The organism is Helicobacter fennelliae, from assembly GCF_900451005.1.
Taxonomy (GTDB): Bacteria; Campylobacterota; Campylobacteria; order Campylobacterales; family Helicobacteraceae; genus Helicobacter_B; species Helicobacter_B fennelliae.
Genome location: NZ_UGIB01000001.1, coordinates 669,241 through 693,911, shown reverse-complemented (window position 1 = coordinate 693,911; position 24,671 = coordinate 669,241). Strand labels below are relative to the sequence as shown.

General features: G+C 38.4%; 20 protein-coding genes and 1 pseudogene. 5 read left to right on the top strand and 16 right to left on the bottom strand.

The genetic code is table 11. From position 1 onward, the window contains the following. Window positions 1–8: 8 nt before the first annotated feature. The 4 genes from maf to DY109_RS03340 all read left to right on the top strand — a co-directional run bounded on the left by maf (window position 9) and on the right by DY109_RS03340 (window position 4,142). On the top strand, window positions 9–566 hold the full coding sequence (gene maf, locus DY109_RS03355) for a septum formation inhibitor Maf (protein WP_023949270.1): 558 nt from the start codon (window positions 9–11) through the stop codon (window positions 564–566). Beyond that, on the top strand, window positions 563–1,711 hold the full coding sequence (ccoS, locus tag DY109_RS03350; RefSeq protein ID WP_023949271.1) for a cbb3-type cytochrome oxidase assembly protein CcoS: 1,149 nt from the start codon (window positions 563–565) through the stop codon (window positions 1,709–1,711). Before maf ends, ccoS begins: the two co-directional genes overlap by 4 nt. A gap of 220 nt (window positions 1,712–1,931) precedes the next feature. Next, a complete protein-coding gene (gap, locus tag DY109_RS03345; protein WP_023949274.1) occupies window positions 1,932–3,008 on the top strand; it encodes a type I glyceraldehyde-3-phosphate dehydrogenase in 1,077 nt (358 codons plus the stop codon). Between the two features lie 36 nt (window positions 3,009–3,044). Beyond that, window positions 3,045–4,142 carry a DUF354 domain-containing protein gene (locus tag DY109_RS03340; protein WP_023949276.1) on the top strand — a complete coding sequence of 366 codons (1,098 nt, stop codon included), beginning with the start codon at window positions 3,045–3,047 and terminating at the stop codon, window positions 4,140–4,142. A gap of 182 nt (window positions 4,143–4,324) precedes the next feature. Here the strand turns inward: DY109_RS03340 and DY109_RS11865 are convergent, their stop codons facing one another. The 4 genes and pseudogenes from DY109_RS11865 to DY109_RS03325 all read right to left on the bottom strand — a co-directional run bounded on the left by DY109_RS11865 (window position 4,325) and on the right by DY109_RS03325 (window position 10,703). Beyond that, entirely contained in the window at window positions 4,325–8,473 is a 4,149-nt protein-coding gene (locus DY109_RS11865; protein ID WP_244916629.1) for a type ISP restriction/modification enzyme, read from the bottom strand. Between the two features lie 81 nt (window positions 8,474–8,554). Beyond that, window positions 8,555–8,779: pseudogene (locus DY109_RS12315) on the bottom strand (DEAD/DEAH box helicase family protein); the annotation flags it as partial. Window positions 8,780–8,825: 46 nt separating this feature from the next. Further along, window positions 8,826–9,851, bottom strand: coding sequence for a restriction endonuclease (locus DY109_RS03330; protein ID WP_115737764.1), 1,026 nt, complete (start codon window positions 9,849–9,851; stop codon window positions 8,826–8,828). 156 nt (window positions 9,852–10,007) lie between these two features. Further along, entirely contained in the window at window positions 10,008–10,703 is a 696-nt protein-coding gene (locus tag DY109_RS03325) for a Bax inhibitor-1/YccA family protein (RefSeq protein WP_023949280.1), read from the bottom strand. A gap of 280 nt (window positions 10,704–10,983) precedes the next feature. On the opposite strand from DY109_RS03325, the gene DY109_RS03320 reads away from it, so the two are divergent. Continuing rightward, a complete protein-coding gene (locus DY109_RS03320; RefSeq protein ID WP_023949284.1) occupies window positions 10,984–11,661 on the top strand; it encodes a hypothetical protein in 678 nt (225 codons plus the stop codon). A gap of 136 nt (window positions 11,662–11,797) precedes the next feature. On the opposite strand, the gene DY109_RS03315 is transcribed toward DY109_RS03320, so the two are convergent. The 12 genes from DY109_RS03315 to hisH form a co-directional block, all read right to left on the bottom strand. Then, on the bottom strand, window positions 11,798–13,627 hold the full coding sequence (locus tag DY109_RS03315; protein ID WP_023949286.1) for an ammonia-forming cytochrome c nitrite reductase subunit c552: 1,830 nt from the start codon (window positions 13,625–13,627) through the stop codon (window positions 11,798–11,800). A 30-nt stretch (window positions 13,628–13,657) separates the two neighbouring features. After that, on the bottom strand, window positions 13,658–14,131 hold the full coding sequence (gene nrfH, locus DY109_RS03310; RefSeq protein WP_023949287.1) for a cytochrome c nitrite reductase small subunit: 474 nt from the start codon (window positions 14,129–14,131) through the stop codon (window positions 13,658–13,660). Window positions 14,132–14,320: 189 nt separating this feature from the next. Then, complete coding sequence (locus DY109_RS03305; protein ID WP_115737763.1) at window positions 14,321–15,253, bottom strand: glycosyltransferase family 9 protein; 933 nt, start codon at window positions 15,251–15,253, stop codon at window positions 14,321–14,323. Between the two features lie 154 nt (window positions 15,254–15,407). After that, window positions 15,408–16,466, bottom strand: coding sequence for a GspE/PulE family protein (locus DY109_RS03300; protein ID WP_235148597.1), 1,059 nt, complete (start codon window positions 16,464–16,466; stop codon window positions 15,408–15,410). Between the two features lie 322 nt (window positions 16,467–16,788). Next, on the bottom strand, window positions 16,789–17,472 hold the full coding sequence (locus tag DY109_RS11855) for a hypothetical protein (RefSeq protein ID WP_023949291.1): 684 nt from the start codon (window positions 17,470–17,472) through the stop codon (window positions 16,789–16,791). A gap of 23 nt (window positions 17,473–17,495) precedes the next feature. Continuing rightward, window positions 17,496–19,082 (bottom strand): pilus (MSHA type) biogenesis protein MshL, encoded by a 1,587-nt coding sequence (gene mshL / locus DY109_RS03295; RefSeq protein ID WP_023949292.1) that lies wholly within the window; start codon window positions 19,080–19,082, stop codon window positions 17,496–17,498. After that, entirely contained in the window at window positions 19,079–19,411 is a 333-nt protein-coding gene (locus DY109_RS03290) for a hypothetical protein (protein WP_034550182.1), read from the bottom strand. The genes mshL and DY109_RS03290 overlap by 4 nt, the downstream gene beginning before the upstream one ends. A gap of 25 nt (window positions 19,412–19,436) precedes the next feature. Further along, window positions 19,437–19,955 (bottom strand): hypothetical protein, encoded by a 519-nt coding sequence (locus tag DY109_RS03285; RefSeq protein ID WP_023949294.1) that lies wholly within the window; start codon window positions 19,953–19,955, stop codon window positions 19,437–19,439. Next, a complete protein-coding gene (locus DY109_RS03280; RefSeq protein WP_023949295.1) occupies window positions 19,948–21,201 on the bottom strand; it encodes a hypothetical protein in 1,254 nt (417 codons plus the stop codon). The genes DY109_RS03285 and DY109_RS03280 overlap by 8 nt, the downstream gene beginning before the upstream one ends. A 312-nt stretch (window positions 21,202–21,513) precedes the next feature. After that, window positions 21,514–22,107 carry an HAD family hydrolase gene (locus DY109_RS03275; protein WP_023949299.1) on the bottom strand — a complete coding sequence of 198 codons (594 nt, stop codon included), beginning with the start codon at window positions 22,105–22,107 and terminating at the stop codon, window positions 21,514–21,516. Between the two features lie 118 nt (window positions 22,108–22,225). Next, complete coding sequence (locus DY109_RS03270) at window positions 22,226–23,845, bottom strand: hypothetical protein (RefSeq protein ID WP_147291162.1); 1,620 nt, start codon at window positions 23,843–23,845, stop codon at window positions 22,226–22,228. Between the two features lie 123 nt (window positions 23,846–23,968). Next, entirely contained in the window at window positions 23,969–24,586 is a 618-nt protein-coding gene (hisH, locus tag DY109_RS03265) for an imidazole glycerol phosphate synthase subunit HisH (protein WP_023949303.1), read from the bottom strand. Between the last annotated feature and the right edge of the window lie 85 nt (window positions 24,587–24,671).

The following is a 24,671-nucleotide window of genomic DNA, read 5'->3' as shown; positions in this document are numbered from 1 at the left end:
ATAAAGAAATGATTTTAGCAAGCACTTCAAGCGTGCGCGCAGAGATTTTGCGACAGCATCATATAGAATTTAAACAAGTCGAAAGCGGATTTGATGAGGATTCTATCATTTGTGATAAGCCCAAATCATTTGTCTGGCAGGCGTGCATAGGAAAGCTTTTGTGTGCTTGTGAGAATCTGGGGCAAGCAGGGCTTGCGCGAGGGATCATGGCTGCTGATAGTGTGGTATGTGTCGATGGAGTGATGCAGCGCAAAGCTAAAAATCTCAAGCTTGCCAAAGATATGCTAGAATTTCAAAGCGGAAAGATTCTATATATTTTTACAGCTATGGGATACAAAAGCCATAAGGGTGAGTTTTATGACTTGAGTGAGACAAGTTTCAAACTTAAACATTTTGACAAAAATGATATGCAAGCTTATTTAGATTCTATGCAATGGCAAGGAAAAGCTGGTTGTGTTATGGTTGAGGGATTCCATAAAAAATATATTCTTTTTCAAAAAGGGCTAGAATCTAGCGCGCTAGGCTTAAGTATCGAAAAATTTTTACCATTTTTAGGAATAATATGAATACGCCAATTCTAACCATTATGCTAATTGTTTCGATTATTATCGGGCTTATAGGGTTGGTTGTGTTTTTATGGGGACTTAAAAGTGGGCAATTTGACGATGCTGTCAAAATGACACATGGGGCACTTTTTGATAATGAGGAAGATCTCAATTTTGCATACAAAATGTCATTAAAAGGAGAAGAAATGAAACATATTTACGATGTTGCAATTATAGGAGCTGGTCCGGGTGGTATAGGAGCTTGTGTGGAGGCAAAGGTGGGAGGAATTGACAATATTATTTTGTTTGAAAAAACCGCACAACACAATGCGACTTTGCGAAAGTTTTATAAAGATGGAAAGCGCGTGGATAGGGATTACAAAGGGACGCGCGTAGAGCTAGAAGGCACGATTGAGTTTCAAGATAGCAATAAAGAACTCACGCTTGAATTGTTTGAGAATCTCCTTACAGAGCATAAGATTGATGTCGCGTATGAAAGTGATGTTGAGAGTATCAAAAAAGAAGCAAATGGTGAGTTTTTGATACAAACAGGGGGTAATCGCACATATTATGCGCGCTTTGTGATCGTTACCATAGGCAAAATGGGTCAGCCAAATAAACCAATCTACAAAATACCCTCAACGCTTTTACGCAAAGTCAATTATAATCTCTCAAGCTTGCAAGAGGGCGAAAAGATTCTCGTTGTAGGTGGTGGAAACTCCGCTGTGGAATACGCATGCGAATTAGCCAACACGCATGATACAACACTAAACTATCGTCGCGAGAGCTTTAGCAGAATCAACGAAACCAATGATATTGAGCTCAAAAAACAGCTTGAAAGTGGCAAGCTCAAAGCAAAATTAGGGATTGACATCACCGAGCTTAGCGATGAAAATGGCAGGATAAAAGTTCATTTTACTGATGGGACAAGTGAAGTTTTTGATCGCGCGATTTATGCTATTGGCGGTTCTTCGCCGGTTGATTTTTTGAAAAAATGCAATATCCAAACTGATGAAAACAGCATTCCAATAGTCAATGAAAACTTTGAAACCTCAATACAAGGTATTTTTGTAGCTGGAGATATTTTATTTAAATCCGGCGCATCGATTGCCACAGCGATTGCACAAACTCATAAAATTATCCAATACATCAAGTCAATCAAATAAATCACAAATCCGCACAAATCTGCTATTATGGTTTTGTGTGGCTTTAAGGATTGCGTTGTGATTACGTTTGTATTGAGCCGAGCATTAAATCAATACAAGCAACAAAGCAATGTGAAAGGTTTTTGTATATGGCGCGCTTTTTGTGTATAAATAATGTAAAATGCCACAAATTTTTGATACTTTTGCGATATTTTGAACGCAAGGGCAAGGAGTCTAAAGAATGAAAGTCGCTATCAATGGATTTGGAAGATTAGGCAGATGTATAGCGCGTGTGATTCTTCAAAAAGAAGGCATTGAGATTGTCGGCATTAATGACATTGCTAATCATCAGAATCTAGCCTATCTTTTTCAAAAAGATTCTATGCATGGAGCACTTGATGCCAAAGTCTGGTGCGAGGGACAAATGCTTCATATCGCGCCAAATACACCGATCACATCGCCAAATCCGCAGAATCTACATCATACGCATCATACACACTCACGCGCACAATCACAACTGCAACCGCAGCGCATTCCTTTATTTGCGTGCGCCAATCCAAATGAGCTTGATTTTGGAAGTTTGGGAGCTGATGTCGTGATAGAATCAAGTGGTAAATTTTTAGATTCTGCTTCAAGTGCGCATCATCTCCAAAAAGGCGTCAAAAAAGTTATCATATCAGCCCCAGCTATTGATGATACCAAAACATTTGTGCTTGGCGTGAATGCGCAGGATTATAAAGGTGAGCGTATCATCTCCAATGCCTCCTGCACGACAAACTGCCTTGCGCCAATTGCTATGATTTTGGAGCGAGAATTTGGAATCCAAAAAGCCACTTTAAGCACGATTCACAGCTACACAAACGATCAGAATCTCTTAGATGTCCCTCATCATAGCGACAAACGACGATCACGTGCCGCAGCGATTAATATCATACCTACAAGCACAGGCGTGGCAAAAGCACTTTATAAGGTTATCCCCTCACTCAAAGATAAAATCCACGGACACAGCCTTAGAGTCCCCATAGCCGATGTTTCTATGGTGGATTTAAATGCTTATCTTGCTAAAAGTGTCGATGCAAAAACACTCAATGATCTCTTTATCGCAGAATCCAAAGGCGCACTCAAAGGAATCTTAGGCATTGATGAGGAATTTGGCGTGAGTAGTGATTTTGTGGGCGATAGCCGAAGTGCAATTGTCGCCAAAGATTTGACATTTAGCCTAGATAATATGGCAAAAATTATGGCTTGGTATGATAATGAATGGGGGTATTCAAACCGCATTGTCGAAATGGCGCAATTTATCCTCTCGCAAGAATAAACCAAAATAAGACAATACAAAACAAAAAGAGTAGAAATGATTTGGATTGACATCACCGACCCAAAATACGCGCTATTTTTTCGTGAGCTCATTCCTCATCTCAAAACCCTAGATTCTCTCATCATCACAACCCGCAAAAGTCAAGGCTATGAAGAATGCGCGATTTTATTACAAAAATTTAATATCAAAGCATTGTGTATCGGCGGATATGGCGGAAAGGACATCAAAGATAAATTCAAAGCACGACTTGCGCGCCAAGAGGAGTTTTTAAAGCTTTTTGAAAAAATTGGATTGCCAAAGTTGTTTATCACAGGTGCAAGTGCTGATGGGGCGCAAAGTGCCTTTGGGCTTGGTATCCCAATCGTGCATTTTTCTGATACGCCGATTGCTTCATATCGATTTAAGCCAAGCGATATAACTATTCTCTCAAGACTAACACTTCCGCTCTCGACGCTTATTTTTCACCCTTTTGTAGTGCCAAAATCTGTCTATAAAGCATTTGGCATAGAATCTAAAAATATCATCTCGTATGATTTTATCGATGTCGCGTTGTGGCTTACGCAAATTCCACCAAAGACAGAATCCAAAAACCCTCTGCGACTAAAGTTTGGCTTTGATGAAAAACCCATAATCCTTGCTAGAGAGGAAGAATACAAAGCGCATTATGTCAAGCAACATCTTAGTGTGCTCTATGATGCGCTTGAGAGTTTAGCGACAAACAATAAGGCAAATATTATTATCATTCCGCGCTATGAAAGCGATATACAAAGATTTCATCACTTTCATCGTATCACTATCCTCAAAGAAAAGCTTTTTGTCGAGGAGTTTTATCCATATATTGATATGCTTATTGGTGGCGGTGGCACGATGAATTTAGAGGCTTGCTTTTTGGGGATTCCTACGATTTCTACGCGCTCTTTGTGGCTCTATCATGATAAATACCTCATTGACAATCACCTTATGAAACATTGTGTGAGCGTAGATGAGGTTATGCAAACGTTTTTGGAATTTGAAAAAAAGAATTTCAAACGCACAGATAATAAAAAATTTTTCTTTCACAAATATCGCAAACATCACAAAACCCCAAACATCACAACAATTATCAATGAAATCAAAAAAAGATTTTATTATTAAGAGTGATTCTTGCGCATTTTATTTTAGTTTGTTTAGATTTTGTAAATAAGCAAAAAAGCTTAGATTCTAGAATCTAGGACAAAATATTTTGCCACCCTCGTCATATTTAGGCTTGCCGAAGAATTCAGAGGGAATCAAACCAGAATCTATTCTAGAATCCACAAATGAGAATCGAGTGAAAATCAGTGAGAATCTAAGCTCTTATATTCTGGCATGGCGTCTAAAATCTCCATTGTGCGCGCACTCATTTCTATCACGCTAAGGAGGAGCGAAGCCACATATCGCCCACCTTTAAGCCCTTTTAATGCGCCATTCTCAGCTTCATATTCATTTGGATTATTTTCAATCTGGCTGTTTGTGTAGATTTTGATTTGATACCTATCAATTATCCATTCGATAGCACTTCTGCCATTTACGATGTATTCGTGTGCGCTTTGTGGGATATTGATGATAGCAAGCTTTTCATTGAGATAGATTCTATTTTTTTGCACTTTTTTGCCATCTTTGCCAAAGGCAAGCTTTTTGATATAGAAATCCTCATCACTGAGTGCTTCTATCTGTGCTTTTACTCTAAAGAGAGAATCTCTCTCAAATAAACTGCCCTTGAGCGCTTGCTCGATATTATCTATCTCGCTTCGCAGTGTCAAAATCGCGCTAGATTCTGCCACATAGCTTTCATAATTAAGATGAAGCTCTGCTAGCTCTCTACCTGCTTTCTCAAAGCCCCTAAAATCCTGCATAAATGGCAATCTTGGCAACATTTTGCTTAGATTATCTCTGTATTTTTCTTTATAAGTTTTGTGATTGAGTAGCGCGTAAATATAATAAAAAATATCTTCTTTGGTGATACTCTCATCTTTATAAATTTTTTGCACTTCTTTTAAGGCTTCGTCTCTTATGGCGTCTTTGCGGCGGTAAGTGTCATTGCCATTTACTTCACTTTTGTCAAACAAATTCTTTGCTTGGTCTGGCTCGATTTTTTCGTAATAATACAGCGGGAAACATTGTGTTTGCGAAAATAAATGTAAATCACAAATTTGATTTAATATCAGCGAGCCAAATTCGCCGCCACCTCTATCATTCACGCAAATAACTAAATTTGTATAATTATCAGCTGGATAAATTTTATCCAGCTGATAATGGCTATGGTTATAGCCATTGTCATAATAAATCCACTCTTTATTAAAAGGGCGATATAAACATTCTTTAATTTTGCTTTCATTAAATTGAAGTTCATAATTACTTTGCACCCTTTTTCGCAAACTTCCGCCCCAAGTAACTTTTGTTAAATCGCTTGAAAGTTGGTAATTTGGATTTTGTGCTAATTTTTCTCTTTCGCTGTTGTAAGTATTAAGACAGAGTTGGATATTTTTACTTAAATTTTCCTTTGAAAAATTAAACGCCCAAGCATCTTTGCCTGTTACAACACCTTGTGAGAAAATTTCAAAAATTTCAAGTTGAATTTTGCCGTTGATTTTAGGTAGTGGTTTGAGCTTGTGGCTCGAATCTCCCATAGATATAAATTTCATATAAGAATAATCCCTTTGGTTTATCCAATCATAATCTTTATTTGGCGTAATCAGCGTGAATTTGCCCGCCTTTTCTATGCCCTCGATGGATTTGAAATTTGAAATGATATTAAGCTTGCTTTGGCGGTCTAAATAATCACCTATGTCGTAATAATAAATTTTTGCTTTTTTATTGTCATTTTGAGTTTTTTCTCTGTTGTCATTCTGAGGGAGCGAAGCGACCGAAGAATCTCTGTCATTGTTTTTGGATACTTCGCTACGTTCAGTATGACAAGACAAGTCAGTATGACAAGAATTTTGCGATGATTGCTTGTCGCATTTTACTAAAATAGAAATCGCCACAGGGGTGCGTGAGCCGCTGCCAAAAACTCCACCACCTTCCTTTTGTCTAGCTTCGCCTTGTAGTCTTGCGTTTCCACGAAGATTAAAGATATAAATATAATCAAACTCGCTCTGCAAACACGCCCGCAAACCATCATCGCTATTGCTGTCAATAAAAGAACCATTTGTTACAAAGGCGACTACGCCTTTGCTTTCTATCCTATCCGTAGCGTAACGGATAGCCATTTTAAGAGTGTCATAGCTTGTGTTTTTAGACTTTGTGGCTAGGCTTTTTGCTTGGTAAGTGTCTGCTATGCGTTTTTCTAATGCTGGGTAAGAGGTGTTTTTATTATCATCATTTGCGCTATTTTGCCCAGCTGAATATGGCGGGTTGCTTAGTATCACTTTAAATTCCGCTTGCTTGAGCTCTTGGATTTTGGCATAGTTTTTGGCAAGGTATTCAGGGATTTGGAGATTGAGCTGTTTGACTTCTCCGCGAAATCCTCTAGAATCTGGCGTATATGAGCTAAATGTATCGGTAAATAAAAGATTATCAAGCAAGATAAAATCACTTGCTCTCTTGTCGTTTTTGTCATCGCTATCATCGCTGATATTGTTGTCATTCTGAGGGAATGTAGAAAGCGAAGAATCCATATTGTCAGCGTCTAGATTCTGGATTGCCGCGCTTAGCTTCTGCCTTGCTCGCAATGACTGGTTGCGCATTTTAGAATCTTTTTCTGGATTTATGGATTCTTCAGTTGCGCTTCGCACTTCTTCAGAATGAGAGTTTGTAGATTCTGCTAGGTGTTGCATTCTTTGGTGCATTGTGGCAGTGATATTGATTTGAGCGATGTAGTAGCCTAGCAAAGTGATCTCATTTGCCCAGAGTTCGTTTTTGTATTTGTAAGATAGATTAGAATCTAGCAAGCCACTTTGGATAAGTCGCGTGATAAAAGTGCCTGTGCCTGTAAATGGATCGTAGATATTGATATGTGTATCACCTAAGGATTTGCCAAAGTGTGTATTTAGCACAAATTCTAGCGAATAGATGATAAAATCCACCACTTCGATTGGTGTATAGACTATGCCTAGCTTTTCTTGGGTTTTTTTGAATGCTTCTTTAAAAAGTGTGTTATAAAGATTTTTGATGAGCTCTTGTTTGGATTTATCGCTTTTGGCAAATTCTGCGTTTGAACGCACACTCGTATAAAACTCCTCTAAAATCTTTGTCTCACTAGCAAGCCCAAAATCTAGAAGTGTGGTGTAGAGCTTGTCAAGCTCGTGGCTTACTTTATCAAACCTGCTAAAGTCCAAGTCTGGAAATATACACTCAAAAATCGGCTTTGTGATGATATGCTGTGCGATGAGCGTGATAGCCTCGTCTATATCAAAGCTGGCATTAAGATTGCTCTGCAAAGATTTACAAAATCGTGAAAAAAGATTAGCGATGTCTGGATTTTGCTCTGTTAAGCCTTTTATACGAAGGCTAAGCTTACGCATAATATCGCCGACTTTTAGGGCGTATTGCTCCCAATATTCTAAATCGCCTAATTTCTTTGGTATCACGCTTTTCATCGCTTCTGTAAGCTCATCGAGCGTGAAAAGGGTCGCTTCTATCGCTTCCCTCCCGCTACCACTTTCGCCAATCACAGAAACTACTTCATTTATCCTAGCAGAATCTATCAGCCTCTCATCATGGCTTCGCAAAGCCTTGAGGGCTTCCCAAATCACATTGAATTTTTTGCTTTTTAGGGCAGAATCTATGCTTTGTAGCTCATCTTCTGTAAGCACCACAGGCAAGATCACATACCCATAGCTTTTGCCCTCTGCTTTTCGTATCGCACGCCCTACTGCCTGCACCACATCAACCACACTTCCCCTTGGCTGAAAAAACGCCACCGCATCAAGATTTGGCACATCTATGCCTTCAGTTAGGCATTTAGCATTACAAAGCACCCGACATGATGGATCGCTTGCTTGACTCTCGCTTGCATCATCTTCTATATCCTCTTCTATCTCTTCTATATCTTCTCCTGCAAGCCAATGGAGCTTTTGGGTTTTTTCATAGGCATTATGTGTGCCATCGATATGGTTGCATTCTATATCGTGAGAGATTTTTTTGAAATTCTCTGTGGCAAATTTGGAATTTCTAATCGTAGAATAAAACGCCACAGCCCGCCTCATAGGCTTAGCATCATCAAAATACTCTTCGCTTGTGCCATAGTCTGTGTCAATAAACGTTATTTTGCGCTTCTTGATAGCATTGACAAATCCTATCATCTGCCCTGCATCATAGAGGTCAAGCTTACTATTTTCTCTTGCTTTGGTGATCTCACCTAGATATTTTGCAGCCATACTCTCGCTAATCACACTTACAATCACACGATAATCACTCAATAACCCATCTTGGATAGCCTTATGGAATCTAAGCTCATAAATAGTTGTGCCAAATAACTTTTCATCGTCCATAGAAAACAGCAATAAATCCTCATTATTTCCGACTTCTTGAGCTTTTTTGCTAGCATTTTCTTTGGTTTTGTCATTGTAGATTCTGGGGGTTGCGGTGAGATAGAGGCGATATTGTGCGTTGATTAAATCATTATCGTGAGTTTTTTGCCATACACTTAGATCTTTTGTATTGCCATCTTTGTCAAGTTTCTGAACGCCCGCGGTGCGATGTGCTTCATCATTTATGATGAGTCTAATTTGCTGAGAGAATAGCTTTTGGGCTTCTATGATTACATCGATTGATTGGTAAGTAGAAAATATAATAATTTTTGGTTTATTTACAGAATCTTGTTTGTTTGAAGTGTTTGGATTATGAGAATCTAAGCTATGAAGCTCGTTTGGGGGGGGGGGCTAGAAACGCTATATCATCGGTATTTGTGGCTTGTGTGCGGAGTGGCAAATCAAGCTTTGTGGCAATCACTTTAGCTAGAGTAACAGAATCTGTGGTAGGCGGAATAAGCAATTCATCTTCTTTTAAATCCTCAGAATCTTTGTCGTTGTTTAAGGATTTTTGATCTCGCCCAACCCTACTATCAGAACATACTGCAAGCAAGGCATAATCTTTAGGCAGTGTCTCAGATTGGGCAAAGAATTCTTTGATGAGTTGATTGATAAGCGCAAGACTTGGGGCTAGGACTAAGGCTATCTCACCATTTTGCACCATAGAATCTATTGTGCGGATAGAGAGCAAACTTTTGCCCGTGCCACAAGCCATTATAACTTTGCCACGAGAATGTTGGCATTCAAGAAAATGTCGCTTTATGGATTCTAAAGCTTGTATCTGATGAGGGCGAAGGGCTTTTTTGGCTTTGGAGTGCAAAGAATCGATATGGTTTATATCAAACTTTTGCCAATCAAGATCTAGATTTTCTAAATCAAAATACCCCCATATCTTTGGCTCCTTGCTTAGACTATGTGTGCTCTGGGCTAGAGCTTTTGGTAAGTCTGTGCTTATCTGCTTGCAAGTATGGAATATAAGCTTTTGGCTTATCTCACAAAAAACCTCTTGACTACCATTGAATTCACTATTTTTATAAATTGTATTGATACCTAGAAAGTTTTTAAGATCTTTTGTGGCTAACTTGTGCGTCGGATCATAGCATTTGCACTGCACACTTATCCATTTACTATCGTAAGTCTCTATCATGATGTCTATACCCATATCTTTGGCTCTAATACCAAATCTATCGCTAAACTCACTCCATAAATACACATCTTTGTATTCGCTACTAAATTGCGGGCAGATTTGCAGAATCTTTTTTATAAGCTTTTCAAATTTTTTGCCTTGCTCGATAGTGGTTTTTGTAAGATTGTCTGCATAAAGGTGTTGAATAATACTTTCAAAATCCATAGTTTTGCCTTACTGGTGATTTATTTTAAAGCACAACTTTAGCAGGGATTAACTCAAAATAATATTAAAACCAAAAGAATCCAAAGAGTTATCGTGAGAATTTAGATTCTCACGATTGTGTAAGTTTGTAGTGATATTTAGTGATGTGGTGATAAATCAATCATCGCTTGATAGCAAAGAAAGAAGTGCTGTAAAGATATTGTATATATCAAGATACAAGCTTATAGCAGCAATCACTGGGCTTTCATAAAGTCCTCGAACGATATTTTGTGTATCATAAGCGATATAAATACTAAACAAAACTACAATTCCCGCAGCGATAAGCGTATGGAAAAGTGTGCTTCCCAAAAATATATTAATAATCGAGCAAACAAGAATCACGATGAGCGCGATAAAAAGCATTTTGCCATATTGGCTAAGATCAGCTTTTGTCTTGAGTGCAAACAAACTCATCACACCAAAAATAATCGTAGTCATTCCAAATGCTTGCCATACCACGCTTACGCCGTCTTTGGCTATCACAAGCCCAAGCAAAGGCACAAGCACTACGCCTGTAAGAGTCGTAAAAATAAACAAAAGTGCTACATTAAGCCCGGGTGAAGAGCGCAAAAACATAAGCCCCAATAACGTTGCGATTTCTGCGATAAAAAGTCCGATACGCACGCCCGGCTGAGTTACCACATCAAAATACATAAACCCTACAAGAGCACCGATTGTCGCAAATAGTAAGCTTGCTGCCAAAAATTTATAAGTGGTTTTTACAAATGAAACAAGCGCATTCTCATCAGCAAATGCTCCAACTGCACCGATGTTTCTATCTTGTGCTGTGTAATTTCTATCATATAGTCCCATAATTGACCTCCTAAAATGGTGTGGAGTATTATATAGCAAAATTAACAATATTGTATTAATTAGATTCTTAAGAGGATACCTGCAATCAAAGGCACATATAATGACACACAAAATATACTAAATACAAATAATGTTTAAAATATACACCTTTATGAGAATCTTACTCTAAGTCTTTGGCGCGATACATTCTCAAAGGTGCTACAATTAGCCCGCCAAATAAGCAAATAAGGCAACAAAACAAGCCAAACACGATAAAAAGGAAAATAAAAAGGAGGACAAAATGAAAATTTTGCATATATCAAAAATCTATTTGCTTGGCTCTTTGCTTAGTATAACTTATGTATATGCAGCAAGACCATTTCTCACAGATGATGCAAGAGTTGTTGATAGACATCATTGTCAGCTTGAGAGCTATATCAAAGTCAATGAACAATCAGAATTCTGGGCATTGCCTGCGTGCAATTTCTTATGGAATACAGAACTCACACTCGGCGCAATGATTGGCATTCAAACGCATTCTGCGCAATTTCAACTCAAAAAGCTTTTTGTCAATACCGATGAAAAAGGCTGGGGCATAGGCATATCAGTAGGCAATCTCTACAAATTCTCCGCCACAAGCAAAAGCGATGATATATATTTTTATCTCCCTGCAAGCGTTGAATTTTTTGATGCAAGGCTTGTAACACACCTCAATGTCGGCTACAATCTCTCAGAGCTCAAAAACTCCATATATACAGCAGGTATAGGTGCTGAAATCGCGCTTTACAAAAGAAAAACATATCTTGTCGCAGAGACTTACTATACGCGATTTGAGCCGCTTTTGTATCAAGTTGGGCTACGCACTTGGCTGGTGCAAGACATTGTGCAAATAGATTCTACTTATGGCAATGCCTTTAGCGGAAAAATGGGTTTTGTGAGTATCGGGCTTCGCTTTTTACCAAAGCAAAAAATCTTCTAAACTCTCATATTTTCTAATGTTTTCTAATGCCTTCTTAAATGATTTTTATATTTGTCTTTGCCACACTTTAGCATAATAGAAGCACAAACCAATCAAAGATTGGCTTGTAGGATTTTGTGTGAGATTCTGTATCGCTCTAGTGCGCTGATACAGGAGAATCTACTTTTGAGTAGTTATAAGGAGAGAGGTTGCTATCAAGCTCTAAGAGCTTTTTATCTGGAGCCTTATTTACTTCTGGCTCATCTTCATAATACGCATCGCCTTTTTTATGTCCGTCCATATCGACTGGATAACGCAACTCACCCGGTGCAAATTTTTGTATATCTTTGAATCCCAAATTTGAAGGCGTGATTGTGATACCATCTTTTGCAGCAAGTGCGACCAAAAGAGTCTGTCCTTCTTTTGCCATAGCGATAGACTGCCCCATAATCCTTGAAGCCTCAAGCGGATTGTGGAATCCTGTGGAGTTTTCAGCATTGACAAAATCCGCTCTCATTTGAGATTTTCTGTGTAAATCAAGCACTTTTTCTAAAGTTTTAGATATTTTTGCATCATCAGCCTTGCCGTCTGTTTGGTATTTTGGCATTTTACCCATTTCTTCGCGCACTTTTTTGATGTCAAAAATAAGGCTTACAATCGCGTATTCCGCACTTCTTTGCATTGAAGCGATAGAATTTTGGATATTTGAGACTTGCGTCTTGAGATATTCCTCACTTTGGCTATGGCAGGATTTGCACGAAGCATTGATGTTTTTGAGTGGTGAGCCTATGTTGTGCTCGCTAAGCTTATTTGCACCCTTTCTTGTATAAGGCATATGGCAATCTGCACAGCTTACATTATTTTGAGCGTGGATTCCGCCACTTGCAAGCTCTGTTTCTGGATGCTGGATTTTAATCATCGGTGCTTTTGTATCTTTATGTATCCAATCAGAAGGAAAAATATCTTTGACTTTTTCATAATATTCATCAAGCATTTCTATTTTAAATGGCTCGCCTTTTTTCCATTCACTCCAAGGAAACGTAAGGTTAAGCCCTGCGACTTCAATTTGAGTTGGTTTATTATCACCTCGCCAATAATCAATCTGCTCATAAGTTTTTTGTGTGCCATCAAGCCATTTTGCATTTGGATTATTAGCGATACTCTCGCCCATGACTTTGACTTTTGTGCCTGTTGGTTTAAAGTAATATTCCACATGGCATTGAGAGCAGACAAAAGTCCTCATCTCTTGTCGTGAGGCTTTGATCCCATGATCTTTATCTACTTCATAGCCTCGCGATACAAGTGCATTGACTAATGCTGGACGCGTAATGCGCAAACTCATATCAGTTGGTGAGTGGCAGTCCGCACAAGTAAGCCCCATTCTTGTCCCACCATGAAGTCCTGTATGCTCTGGGCTATCTGGAGCTTGATTGTCTTTGAGTGGGACATTTTTTATCATTGTCCAATATTTTGTGCTATTAAATGTCGTAAAATCACCATTTGCGACATTATTGATAAGCCATGGAGTCCAACCACTATGGCAGTTCATACATGCTGTGGGTTGTCCGCCAAATGCCTTCAATCCTGAAGCATTAAGCAAATCTTTATTATTGCGCCCTGTTTTCATCTGATCGGATTGGATAAAAAAGTGATTGCGCTCTTCATTGAAATCTTTGGCAAAAGCATATCCAGCCCACATAATCACGAGTTGCGGAAATCTATCAAGCTTATTGTATGAGAGATTCCCGCCAAAATCTGTCGCTTCAAGAGGCTCTTTAGCACCGCTAAGATACATATCAAGGTGATGAGGAAAATTTTTGCCCCATACATCAAAGCGAGGATCATCATCGCTAAGCCCTTGAGTCGAAAATGTATTTAAAGCTACTTGCTCGCCTTTTTTCTCAGCTACATCTGCGCCGATATAAGCAGCCACAAAGCCTACTAATATGGCAACTATAATCAATCCCCACAAGTATTTTTTATTCATACGCTCTCCTTTATTGAATTGAAATTGACATTAAAAATCCCGCAAATGCCCTACATTCTGATGGCACGATACGCAATTTAGGGCATTTTGGCTGTGATTTTTGTTTGTCGTTGGGTTAATCGCATTTGTCGCATAATCTCCATGACAGCGGATACAATTATCCTGCACCCATTTTTTTGTGTGTTGATTTGCACTAAAGTGTGTCGGAAGATTTTTATCAAAAGTGAAATAATATGCATGCCCTAGCCCACTTTGCGCTTTGCCAATCCATTTGGCGATAAATGAATGCGGAAGATGGCAATCAATACACACTACATCTTTGTGAGGGCTTTTGGAGTGATCATTAAAGACTTCATTCATCACATGGCAGTTATTGCATGCCGCAGAATCGCTTGTTAAATAGCTCAAAACCTTTGCGTTATAGAGATTGTAAGCGATATTTCCAACAATAAAGCCCACGATAAAAATTGCAATGACAATACCAATAGACATTTTTTTGTTCATTGGTGCTTTCCTTTAGTTTGGTTGTGTTGTTGTTTAGTTGTGTAACTCCCTAACTAGAATCTTGCTAGTTCTCAAAATTATAGCTTTGTAATATTGAAAAAAATCTTAAAGTAAATACAAATTAAATAGAATCTAGATTTTTAGATTCTGCTAGATTCTGCTGTATAAACTCTTGGGCTCTTATAGATTCTAGCGGTTTGCGAAAAATTCCTCGACCTTTTTGCATACTTCTTGTATGATTTGCTCTTCTTCTTTTGGTGTTATTTCCTTGGTGGTTTTATTAAGCAAAACTAAGCGGTTTTTATCCATATTTTCACCCACCCACAAAGCACAATCAGTCTTTGAATAAAGCCCTATGCTTGGTATATTGAGATTATTTGCAAAGTGCATTGTGCCTGTGCTTGGAGCAATGAGTAAATCCATATTTTCAAGCAACGCAACAAGATTAAATAAATCATCATTATTGATAAATAGATACACATTATCCGCGATGTGCGGAATCTCCCTGCCTCCATTAAAGCTTGCATTAATGACAAAGCCAAAATCTAAATACTTTGCACTCAAAATCTTTGTAAGCTCTATCCAGCCCTCAAACGTGAGATTATTAAATGTGCTTCGCACAAAAGGATTTAGCATTATTTTTGTTTTCTGAGGAATTTGTGCGAGAAAGTCTTTGGCGTTTTTGATATTGTGCGCTTTGGGTTTGAGTTTTGCATTTGAGAAGTCAATGGATTTTATACGCTCATCATAGATTCTAGGATTTATCTCCCTCACAAGCCTTAAAAGTCGCTGATAATGCGGAATCTTACTAAAGCTCTTAGAGATGAAAATATTATGAAAATTTAGCCGAAACCAACTCCCTGAAGCGATGAAGCTAATGATGTTTTTGGCATTTGTATTGCCGACTATTTTGCACCGCCAGCGGTTTGGCTGTGTCATGATAAAATAATTAAAACATTGCGCGTTTATATGTGCGCGTATCTGTTCGGCAGACATATTATCCATAACGACTATTTCATCAATATCAAGCCCACTAAACAAATCTTTTCCATAGAGATTTGTATAAACAACTAAGTGAATTGGGGGGGGGGGCATAGATTGCTTTAATCGCATAAATGGCATTTATCGCAATAAGAATATCACCAATTGCAGCAGCACGATAGAATCCAATATGTATTTTTTTTGTATCAGCTCTATTGTTTGCCTCTTTTTTTGCTTTTTTGATGTTTTGCAATCCAATCCCCTACGCTCATTTAATCTATTTCACGCTATTGTATTATTCTATCTGCTCTATTTCTTTGTAGTCAATTATATCTTTTTTAAGCTTAGCATCATCTTTGAGTGTTGCGATATTTGCAGTGTGCGCTCGTATGGATTTATGCTCGATGATGAGATCGCGCATTTGCTTATCGATAAACATACACTCACACACCACTTCTCTGCCGACTATGCCTATCCCATTGCAAGATTCACAACCTTTTGCTACAAAGCCACCCTCAAACGCGACTTTGCAATGCGGACAAAGCCTCCCTACAAGCCTTTGAGCGACTACACAAAGCAGACTTGTTGCTATAATGCTATGCTGTGCGCCCATTTCAAAAAGCCGATCAAGCGTGGAGATACAATCATTACTATGCAAACTCGCTATCACCAAATGCCCCGTCAAAGACGCATTGAGTGCGAGATCAAGTGTTTGCCTATCGCGAATCTCACCTACCATAATAATATCTGGATCTTGACGCAATACACTTCGCAACGCCTCAACAAACGAGAATCCAATATCAGGATTGATTTGGATTTGTGTTGCAAGCTTGATTTGATACTCGATAGGATCTTCTAATGTGATAATCTTTTTTTGCAGACTTTTTAGCTCTTCAAGCAGGGCATAAATTGTCGTTGATTTACCGCTTCCTGTGGGTCCTGTGATAAGGATTAAGCCATTCTTTTTTTGGATAGCGATTTTGAGTTGCTCTAAAATATGTGGATTTATGCCTAAAGATTGCAGAGTAATTGTTTTATTATGCTTATAGAGAATCCTTATCACTATGGATTCTCCGCCAAAAAGTGGCACGCACGAGATACGAAAATCATAATCTATGCCATTGAAGTTGCGATTATAGCGTCCATCTTGCGGAAGTCTAGATTCTGTGATGTCGAGTTTAGATTCTAGCTTTATCTTGCTTGCTAGCTGTGTGAAATCCTCTAAATAGATTCTGCCTATCTCGCGCAAATAGCCATCTATGCGAAACCGAATGCTTGCAAAATCAGGCTTTGTCTCTATATGTATATCACTTGCTTGGAATCTAATCCCTTCTTGCAGCACAAAATCTAGCATTTGTGAGATGTCTTTAGATGTATAAAACCGCTCCACAAATTGCAATGCTTGCAGTATCCACGCAAAATGCGAACCACTCTCTTTGGCTATGATGATTTTTTTGCATAAATGGCTAAATTTATGTAATAAAACCTGTTTTGCTTTCTCATCAAAAGGATTTTGCATAACAATACACAAAGTCTGCCCATCAACGCTATACACAAAGGCTCTAAGCTTACTTGCAAGCTCAAAAGAAAGCAAATCACTCAATGCTTTATGCGGGCAGAAGCTCCATAAATCAACCCCCAAAATCTCATCATGCGCACTATTGTCAAAATCCATTCTAAAATCCATAATACCGCTTTGCTTGATGATAGAGCTTTGTAGCTTGGAGTTTTTGCTCGTTTTTGGTATGGCTATCTTCTTGATATGAGCGCAAAAACAAATCCCATACTTCTTTGGTGCTTTCAATCTGATATGCACGATAAATCCAGATTCTCGCTCGATTAAAATCGCCATTATTGAGATTATTTCTTGCGATAGAGAGTGCATTATGATAAGTGAGATTTCCGCTTATTATACTTTCATCTTGATTGAATGCAGGCATAATGGGTTTAGATTCTGCTTTGTTTGTGGGTGTTTGCGGGGCTAGTGGCAGAATCTCTTGCAGATCTTGTGGAGTTTTTTGGGTTTGACGTTGTTGGAGATATTGGGTGGCTTGTGATTGGATCATATCACGTGGCATAGCCTGCATAAAAGCAAATGAATGCTTTATGTGGCTTTGTGCTAGGCTAGATTCTGTGCCGACTTTGTAGCCAAACACAAACACACTTATCAATCCCACGATAAACGAGCAGGCAATAAGGATTTGCGGAATGTGATGTTTGGCAAAGATTTTTGTATGCTTTGTCGCGCTCACAAAAACCCCATACACAAAACCCAAATATACGCAGAATCTAGCCGATAATCCACCAAATTTATTTATGTTTTTGAGATTATTTTTAAGATTTATAATGTGCTGTTTCATATTTTTGCTTGTTTCACTTTGTCTTATGTTTTGTTCTTTTGTGATTTATTTTGTGGCTTTTCTTGCACTTTTTCTTGCGATTGCTCTTGTGAAAAATCCTCTGCAAACTCCTCTAACGCTGGCATTTCTGCTTCAGTAAAATCTGTGATAATTGTTGGCGTGATGACAATAACCATTTCTCTTTTTTGCTTGATTGTTTTTTTGTATGAAAAGAGATATTTCAAAACCGGAATCGAGCCAAGTATCGGAATCTTTTTGCGCGTGATTGTGCTATTTTCGCTTATCAATCCTCCCAAAACCACCTTTTGCTTATCTTGAATACGCACGATTGATGAGAGCTGATTTGTTGAGAGATTAGGCGGGGCAGAGAGCGCGCTTGATTGATTCTCGATAAAAGAATCTTTTGTCGCTGTGATTGAGGGGTTGATTTTTAAAATCACTTCATTGCCTTTGATTGATGGCGTTACATCAAGCAAAACTCCGCTAAATACGCTTGGATACTGATAGCCTGTATTTTGGATCGTGCTTGAATTAGTTGAGGTTTGATAGATAAGACTTTGCGAATAGCGCAAAACATTGCCCACGGAAATTATAGCTGGCTGATTATTGAGTGTAATAATTTTTGGATTTGAGATAGATTTGATATTGCCATATTCTCCCAAAAACTGAATAATTTGCCCGATTGAAAGATTCTGCCCAAACAAATACACGCCATAATTTAACCCGCCTGTTTGCGCGCTTAGAAGTGGCGGGTTTGTGCTTTGGGTATTGATACCAAGCTCATAGAGTTTGCCCCAATTAATGCCTGTTGTGTTTATATCAGAATGATCGATTGTGAAAATCTGCACATCAATTTGCACTTGTTTGCTAAGCCGCTCTTTAAGCATATCAATGTATTCTTCTGCGCGTTTGAGTTGTGCGTTTGTCGCGCTGATTGTGATAAGTCCAGCTCCTTTGTTGATGATGATTCTAGGGTGCTTTGGGTTGTAGCTATCTTCTTCTTGATAAATGATTGGAATCAGCTCATTTTCAAGCTCACCCCAAAAATTTAGCTCATCAATAGAATAAATTTTTGTGCCACTTTTGCCAAACATTGGATTTTGCGTTCCTTGATGAAGGGCTTTTGCTTGCGCGTCATCATAAGGGCTTTGATAGTTTTGATTGATGATTTGATTTTGGTAGGGATTGAGGTATTGGGATTGGGATTCTTGCCCATAGACGACATCTGTATTGCTACTTCCTACGCGCGCAGTTGAGATGTAGTTAATGTGAAAGGTTTTTGTCTGAAGGTGCGAGAATCTAATGAGTTCATTTTCTATTTCATAATGCGTATCGCTTGATTTTGCGATGATTGAGAGAATGTCTGAGATTTTTTTGTCGCGAAAATTAAAAATCACTTTTGTCGTATCAAGGGCTTCTTGAGCGCGGTATTCATACGACAATGTAAGGGCGCATTCAAAGGCGATTTCTTCTAAAAGCATACGCGCATTGAGATTTGGCTTGCTTGAGAGCGTAAAAACCCTACCTCCACAAACCTCCCCAAACAAAGCCACCACACATACCAAACATACAAAAACACCCCGCACAAATCCATTCACAAGCCCTATCATCGCAGGTTTCCTTTTTTGAGCTTGATTATTTTTTGCTCCATTTTTTTGTCTATAAGCACAATCTCATCGCTTCGTATATGCTGAAGATAAAAAGTTCCTATTTTGTCGCCCACGCGATACCATTTATTGTGTATGAGGGCTTTATTGTTTAAAACCGCCTCAACTTGCAAATCCATTTCTTTTTGCCCAAACACTGCATAGATTCTGTAATTTTCTTGAAGTGGGGATCGCAAAAGAGAATCTGCTTCATAGCCAAATGCAAAACTTGCTACACAAAGCAAAATAAGCACGCCATACGCGCTATGCAAACCACACACTATGCACTTCATCTCCAACCTCTTACACCAAAACTTCTCATCTCCAAAATCTCTCGCCAAAATTCATCACCTCAAATTTCATCTCCAAATCACTTGAAAAATACGCATTGAGATTGAGATTCTCGATAAATACAAAATGCCGCTTTTCAATCTCCTCTAAAATCTCCTCAAGCATATCCACATCGCCACTTGCATAAATAAATAGATTCTGCTTTGTTGTGTTGATATTTTGAGTCAATGGTGATAGGGCTGTAAGCAGGGCTTGATTTGTTGTGGATTTGGCTTTGAGCTGCTCAAACAATCCTTTTTTGTCTTGAAGGGTTGTATCAAGCTCTTGTAAAAGCAAATCAGTATTGGCTTCTGATAGTGTAGAAGCGAGCTGTTTTTGGGTATCAAGCAAGGCTTTGTTGTGCTGATACATCTCATCAATATGTGGAGTTATAAATATAAAAATTATTCCTATAAATATAAGAATAGGAAGAGCAAATATAATCATTTGTTCGCGTTTGGTTTTTTGAGAGAGAAAATAATCAAGCCTAAAAAATGCCCTACGCATTGAAAAACCTTAGCACAAGTTTTGCATTGCACGCATCTTCACTTATGCTTTCAAAATCCAAAACCTGCACTTCATTGGCGCGCTCAAACTCATACACAAGCTTTGAGAGATGATCTTGCTTTTGAGAATGCACGCCCATTTCAACGACTACATCGCCCCGCTCCAAATCACCCTTAAGATCAAATCTCGTAATCCACGCAAAATTTCTGCTTGCCACACTTGAGATATAGGAGAGTATTTTTAGTCGTGGAATGTATTTAGTGTGTATATTTTGCAAGGTCGTGATGTTTTGATCGATTGTAGCGATTTTTTGTGGTAATTGCGAAAGTGTAGATTTTTTGGTAGCAAGGGTGCTTTGAAGTTGTTGATTAAAAAGTGCCATTTCTTGTGCTTGCGTGTGGATATGGTGCGCATAGAGTGCTTTTGCAAGCGGAAAAAGTGCTATGGTGGCACAACAGCCTACGATTTTGATGAGATTCCAAAAGCTTTTGGTGTGATAAATGCTTTTGTGTGAGTCATTATAAAGTGGGGTAAGCTTTACTTTTTGCTCCAAAGCCAATGCCCCAAAATCTAAACTCAATCTCTCTATGCTCTCTTGGATTTCTTTGTATTGCACATCAAGCAAGGCTTCTTGCGCGCGTGGCTCTTGTAAATCTTGCGGATCTTGCGGCTCCTGCAAACTTTGTGCTTGAGTTATCCAGCCACCTTTATACATCAGTATATCACCCTGTATATCATACATTGTGCGCAAAAAAGTAAGACAGCTTGAGAGATCGTGCAAATCATTGCAATAATAATCATACACGAGCTGTTTATCTTGATAGAGACAAAGCCAATTCTCAATCATAAAAATACCATGAGGATTCTTTAGTGCTAATGGCAAAAATATATGCGGGATAAGCATTTGGGCTTTTGCATCACAAAGTCGCATACCAAAGACTTGATAATGCTTGGGTGCAAGCTCTGCATAAGTGAGTATATATTGCTCATCAGGGCTAAAAACGCCATTTTGGATACAATGATGATATAGCGCATTTGTCATATCTTGGGCATAAGGCGAGGAAAAATGCTCGATTTTTGTCGTGATGAGTGAAGAAAATCCTATCGAAGCAATCGTGATGTGAGAGTTTTTTGGTTTGACTTTTTGTAATTCAAAATCCAACCTCTCACTTTTATTGTTTATTGCATTTTGATTGTCTTTTGTCCTATCACCGACAAAAACAAGGTATTTTCTAGGATTTTTCATCGTCTGCCCGCTTTTGCTCTCACTCTTAACTCCCCTCTAAACTCCCTATTGATTGCGTTAATTAAAAAATGCAAAATCTAAATTGAAAATACCATACTCTATCTTAATTCTTTTGCTAGGGCGATGGAAGGTGATAAATTGTTTGATATATTGTGTGTATATTTTTCTCATTTTTGGCTCTCATGGGGGTAAATTTTTTTACTTCTATAAATTCTAGAATCAAATTCTAGAATCTAAAAATAGATTTTGGATTACTACATTCTTACCCTAAAAAAGAAGCAAAAAGAGAAATTAGATTCTATAAAACAAACCCTAATGAAAAAATCTATAAAATCTATACTCATCAGAAGTGGCAAGTAAAAGCATTTGCGTATCGCCCTTTGTGTCGCCATAGGCATAGATTTTGGTGTATTGCGCGAGATTATATTTGGCTTTGATTCTGATTGCTTTTTGGCTTCCATAGCAGTTTTCCCCAGCGATATTACCACTTAAAATGCCATTTTTAGATTCTAGCTTTGTGCCTATGCAAGCCACTCCTAGCTTTTTACACAAAGGCAAAAGATATGCCTCAAAGCTCGCACTCACGACTACAACCTCATCGCCACGATTTTTGTGCCATTGTATGCGCTTGATTGCAGAACTTTTAAGGATCGACTCCAAAGTAGGCAAAAACGCCTCACATAACGCAAGAAAATCACTCTGCTTCAACCCACCAAAAAAATATCGCATAAGCTCTTGCTTAGCGTAGGTATTGCTATACAATCCACACATATACCCAAGCAATACCCAAAACTTCGAGAGTAGCCCAAGATATAGTCTCTTTCTCCCCACAGCAAAACACACAAACAAAAACAAACTATCTTGTTTAGTGATTGTGCCATCGAAGTCAAAAAATGCGATATTCATAACTTGCCACCTTAATATGCCAATATCTCAATGCGAGATTCTAGCAAAAAGCAAATAATATCCCTAGAATCTAAAAGCTAGAATCTAGCCTCTATGCAAACATAATTTAACGCACGATTTAACGCACGCGTAACACATACATCTGCGATGGCAATCGCAAAGGATTGCCAAAATTACTCATCGAATGTTTGATACCAAAATGCTGCAACACCAAAGCACCAAAGCTCATGAGATTATACGCAGGTATATAGCCACTATTATGTGTGGCAAAGAGCAATTCATTATGTGCTATCATGGAGTCAATATAATCGCTATCCATAGGCTTTTCACTCAAATAACTTAGCACAATCAAATCACCACTTTGTGGCTCGCTCACATCATCTGAATTAAAAAAGCTTAAAGGTGAGCTTGATTGAAGCGTGAAGTTTTTGCCATTTGATTCTTTGGATTTTATATCAAAATTATCCACACCATAAACCAAAGGCAAAATATCAAAAATAGCCTTATACTGCCAGGAATAATAACATTTATCAAGCCCTCTGCAAAATCCATCAAAATATATCGTAACTTTTTTTGGAGATTTTGTGATATATGAAGCGAGAAAATCCATCGTCTCTTGTGTGTTTCTGGCTTGGATTTTATTGACACTAAAATAATGCACACCTTGAGGAATGGTATTTGCAATCAAAATAAAACCAACCAAAATACCTAGAATCCAAGCGATAAAACTATTTTTGAGATTCTTGCCATAAAGCTTTATGATAAATACAGCATACAAACAAGCCAAAATAGTTGCAGGCATAAAATAATGAAAACTTGCCATTCCTAGCACCAAAAATGCTATAAAATATGCCATCGCAATCAATGCCACGCTATCCCAAAATACAGAGATTGTGTCCTTTTTCCACATAATCTTATAGAATCTAAAAACAATCATGCAAGGCAAAGCAATACTAAGCATAGGTGTAGCAAACACAGAAACAATCAATGTGCGTAAAGGGCTAAAAACGCTCAATTGTGCATAGCTACTTGAAGCATTAGCCGTAAAATACGCATATAATCCCAAAAATATCAAAGCAGACAAAATAAGCACACTATCAAATATGCAAGTAGATGTTGAGAAATGCAGAGTTTGCGAATCTTTAAGTATTTGGCTTTGTAGATTCTGCAAGCCAAATTTGCGCTCTTTTGCAAACTTGATATAGCCCAATACCAAATGACAAGCCCCAAACCCACCAATAAACACCAAACTCACTTCTTTGAGATAAAGACAGGCATTACCAAAGCACACAGCCAATACCCCAAATACGATACAATGCCAAAAAGCATTTGTAGCACATGCACTATAAAAATAATACGCACAGACTAAAAACAAACAAAGAAACATAATTTGCGTGAGTTCAGGAAAGACAATTTGTGTAGTTATTTTGATATACCCGACACTAAGGGCAAATATTGCAAGAAAGAGTAGAATCCATTTTGGCTGAGCGCCGATCTTGCGTCCCAAAACATAAAAGCAAATCGCTGTAATCACAAATATAAAAGCATTGCCAAGCATTAAAACATAAGGATTAATCGAAAAAGCAGCTACAAGGCTATGATTCCACCCAGCAAGTGGAAAAAATCTCCCCATATCCATACCAAGCCCGTGCCACAGACTACCTTGAGTCAAAAGCATGCCATAAAAATAAATATCATCTCCACTCACAAATGGCATACTTGATTTATAAACAATCAAAAAAGCACAAATAGCTACAAAGAGCCAATAATATTTGCCCCCCCCCCGACAAAGTCTAGCAATTTATCACTCATTAACACTCCTTTCATCTCAAAATCAAAATTCGCATTCTATCTTAAAAATTCAAAGTTGTATAAAATTTTGTAGAATCTGCAAGCCTGCTTTGTGTGATTTTTCAGGGTGAGGCTGGATCCCCAAAATATTGTCTTTACCTACAATAGCTGGAAATCTATCGCCATATTCGCAGCACATCAGTAACTCATCGCTATATTGTGCTACATTTGCATGAAATGAATGCACAAAGTATAAATACTCACCATTTTTTAGCTGCGCCAAAAGCTTGTGTTGCGCGCCATTTGGTGTAAAAAAGCATTGATTCCAACCGATGTGCGGAATCTTTGGCGCATGAGCAAAAGGCACAACCTCGCCTCTTAAAAACCCAAGCCCATTATGCTCGCCAAACTCATAACTTTTTTCAAACAAAAGCTGCATTCCTAGACAAATCCCAAGCAAATACCGCCCACTTTTGGCATAATCTCTCATCGCCTCATCAAAGCCTTTGTCTTTGATGATCTGCATCACATCGCCAAATGCGCCAACGCCGGGCAAAACAAGCTTATCAAAAGAAGAAAGAGAATCCGCACTTTGTGCGAGGCAAACCTCATAGCCCAAAAACCCAAACGCATTGCGCACACTTCCTAGATTGCCCGCACCATAGTCGATCAGTCCGATTTTTATCATATTTTGCCTTTTTGTGTTTTAGATTCTAGCTTTTGGGTAAATTTGTAGATTGCTTTAGCTTGATGGTGAGAGCTAGAATCCAAAT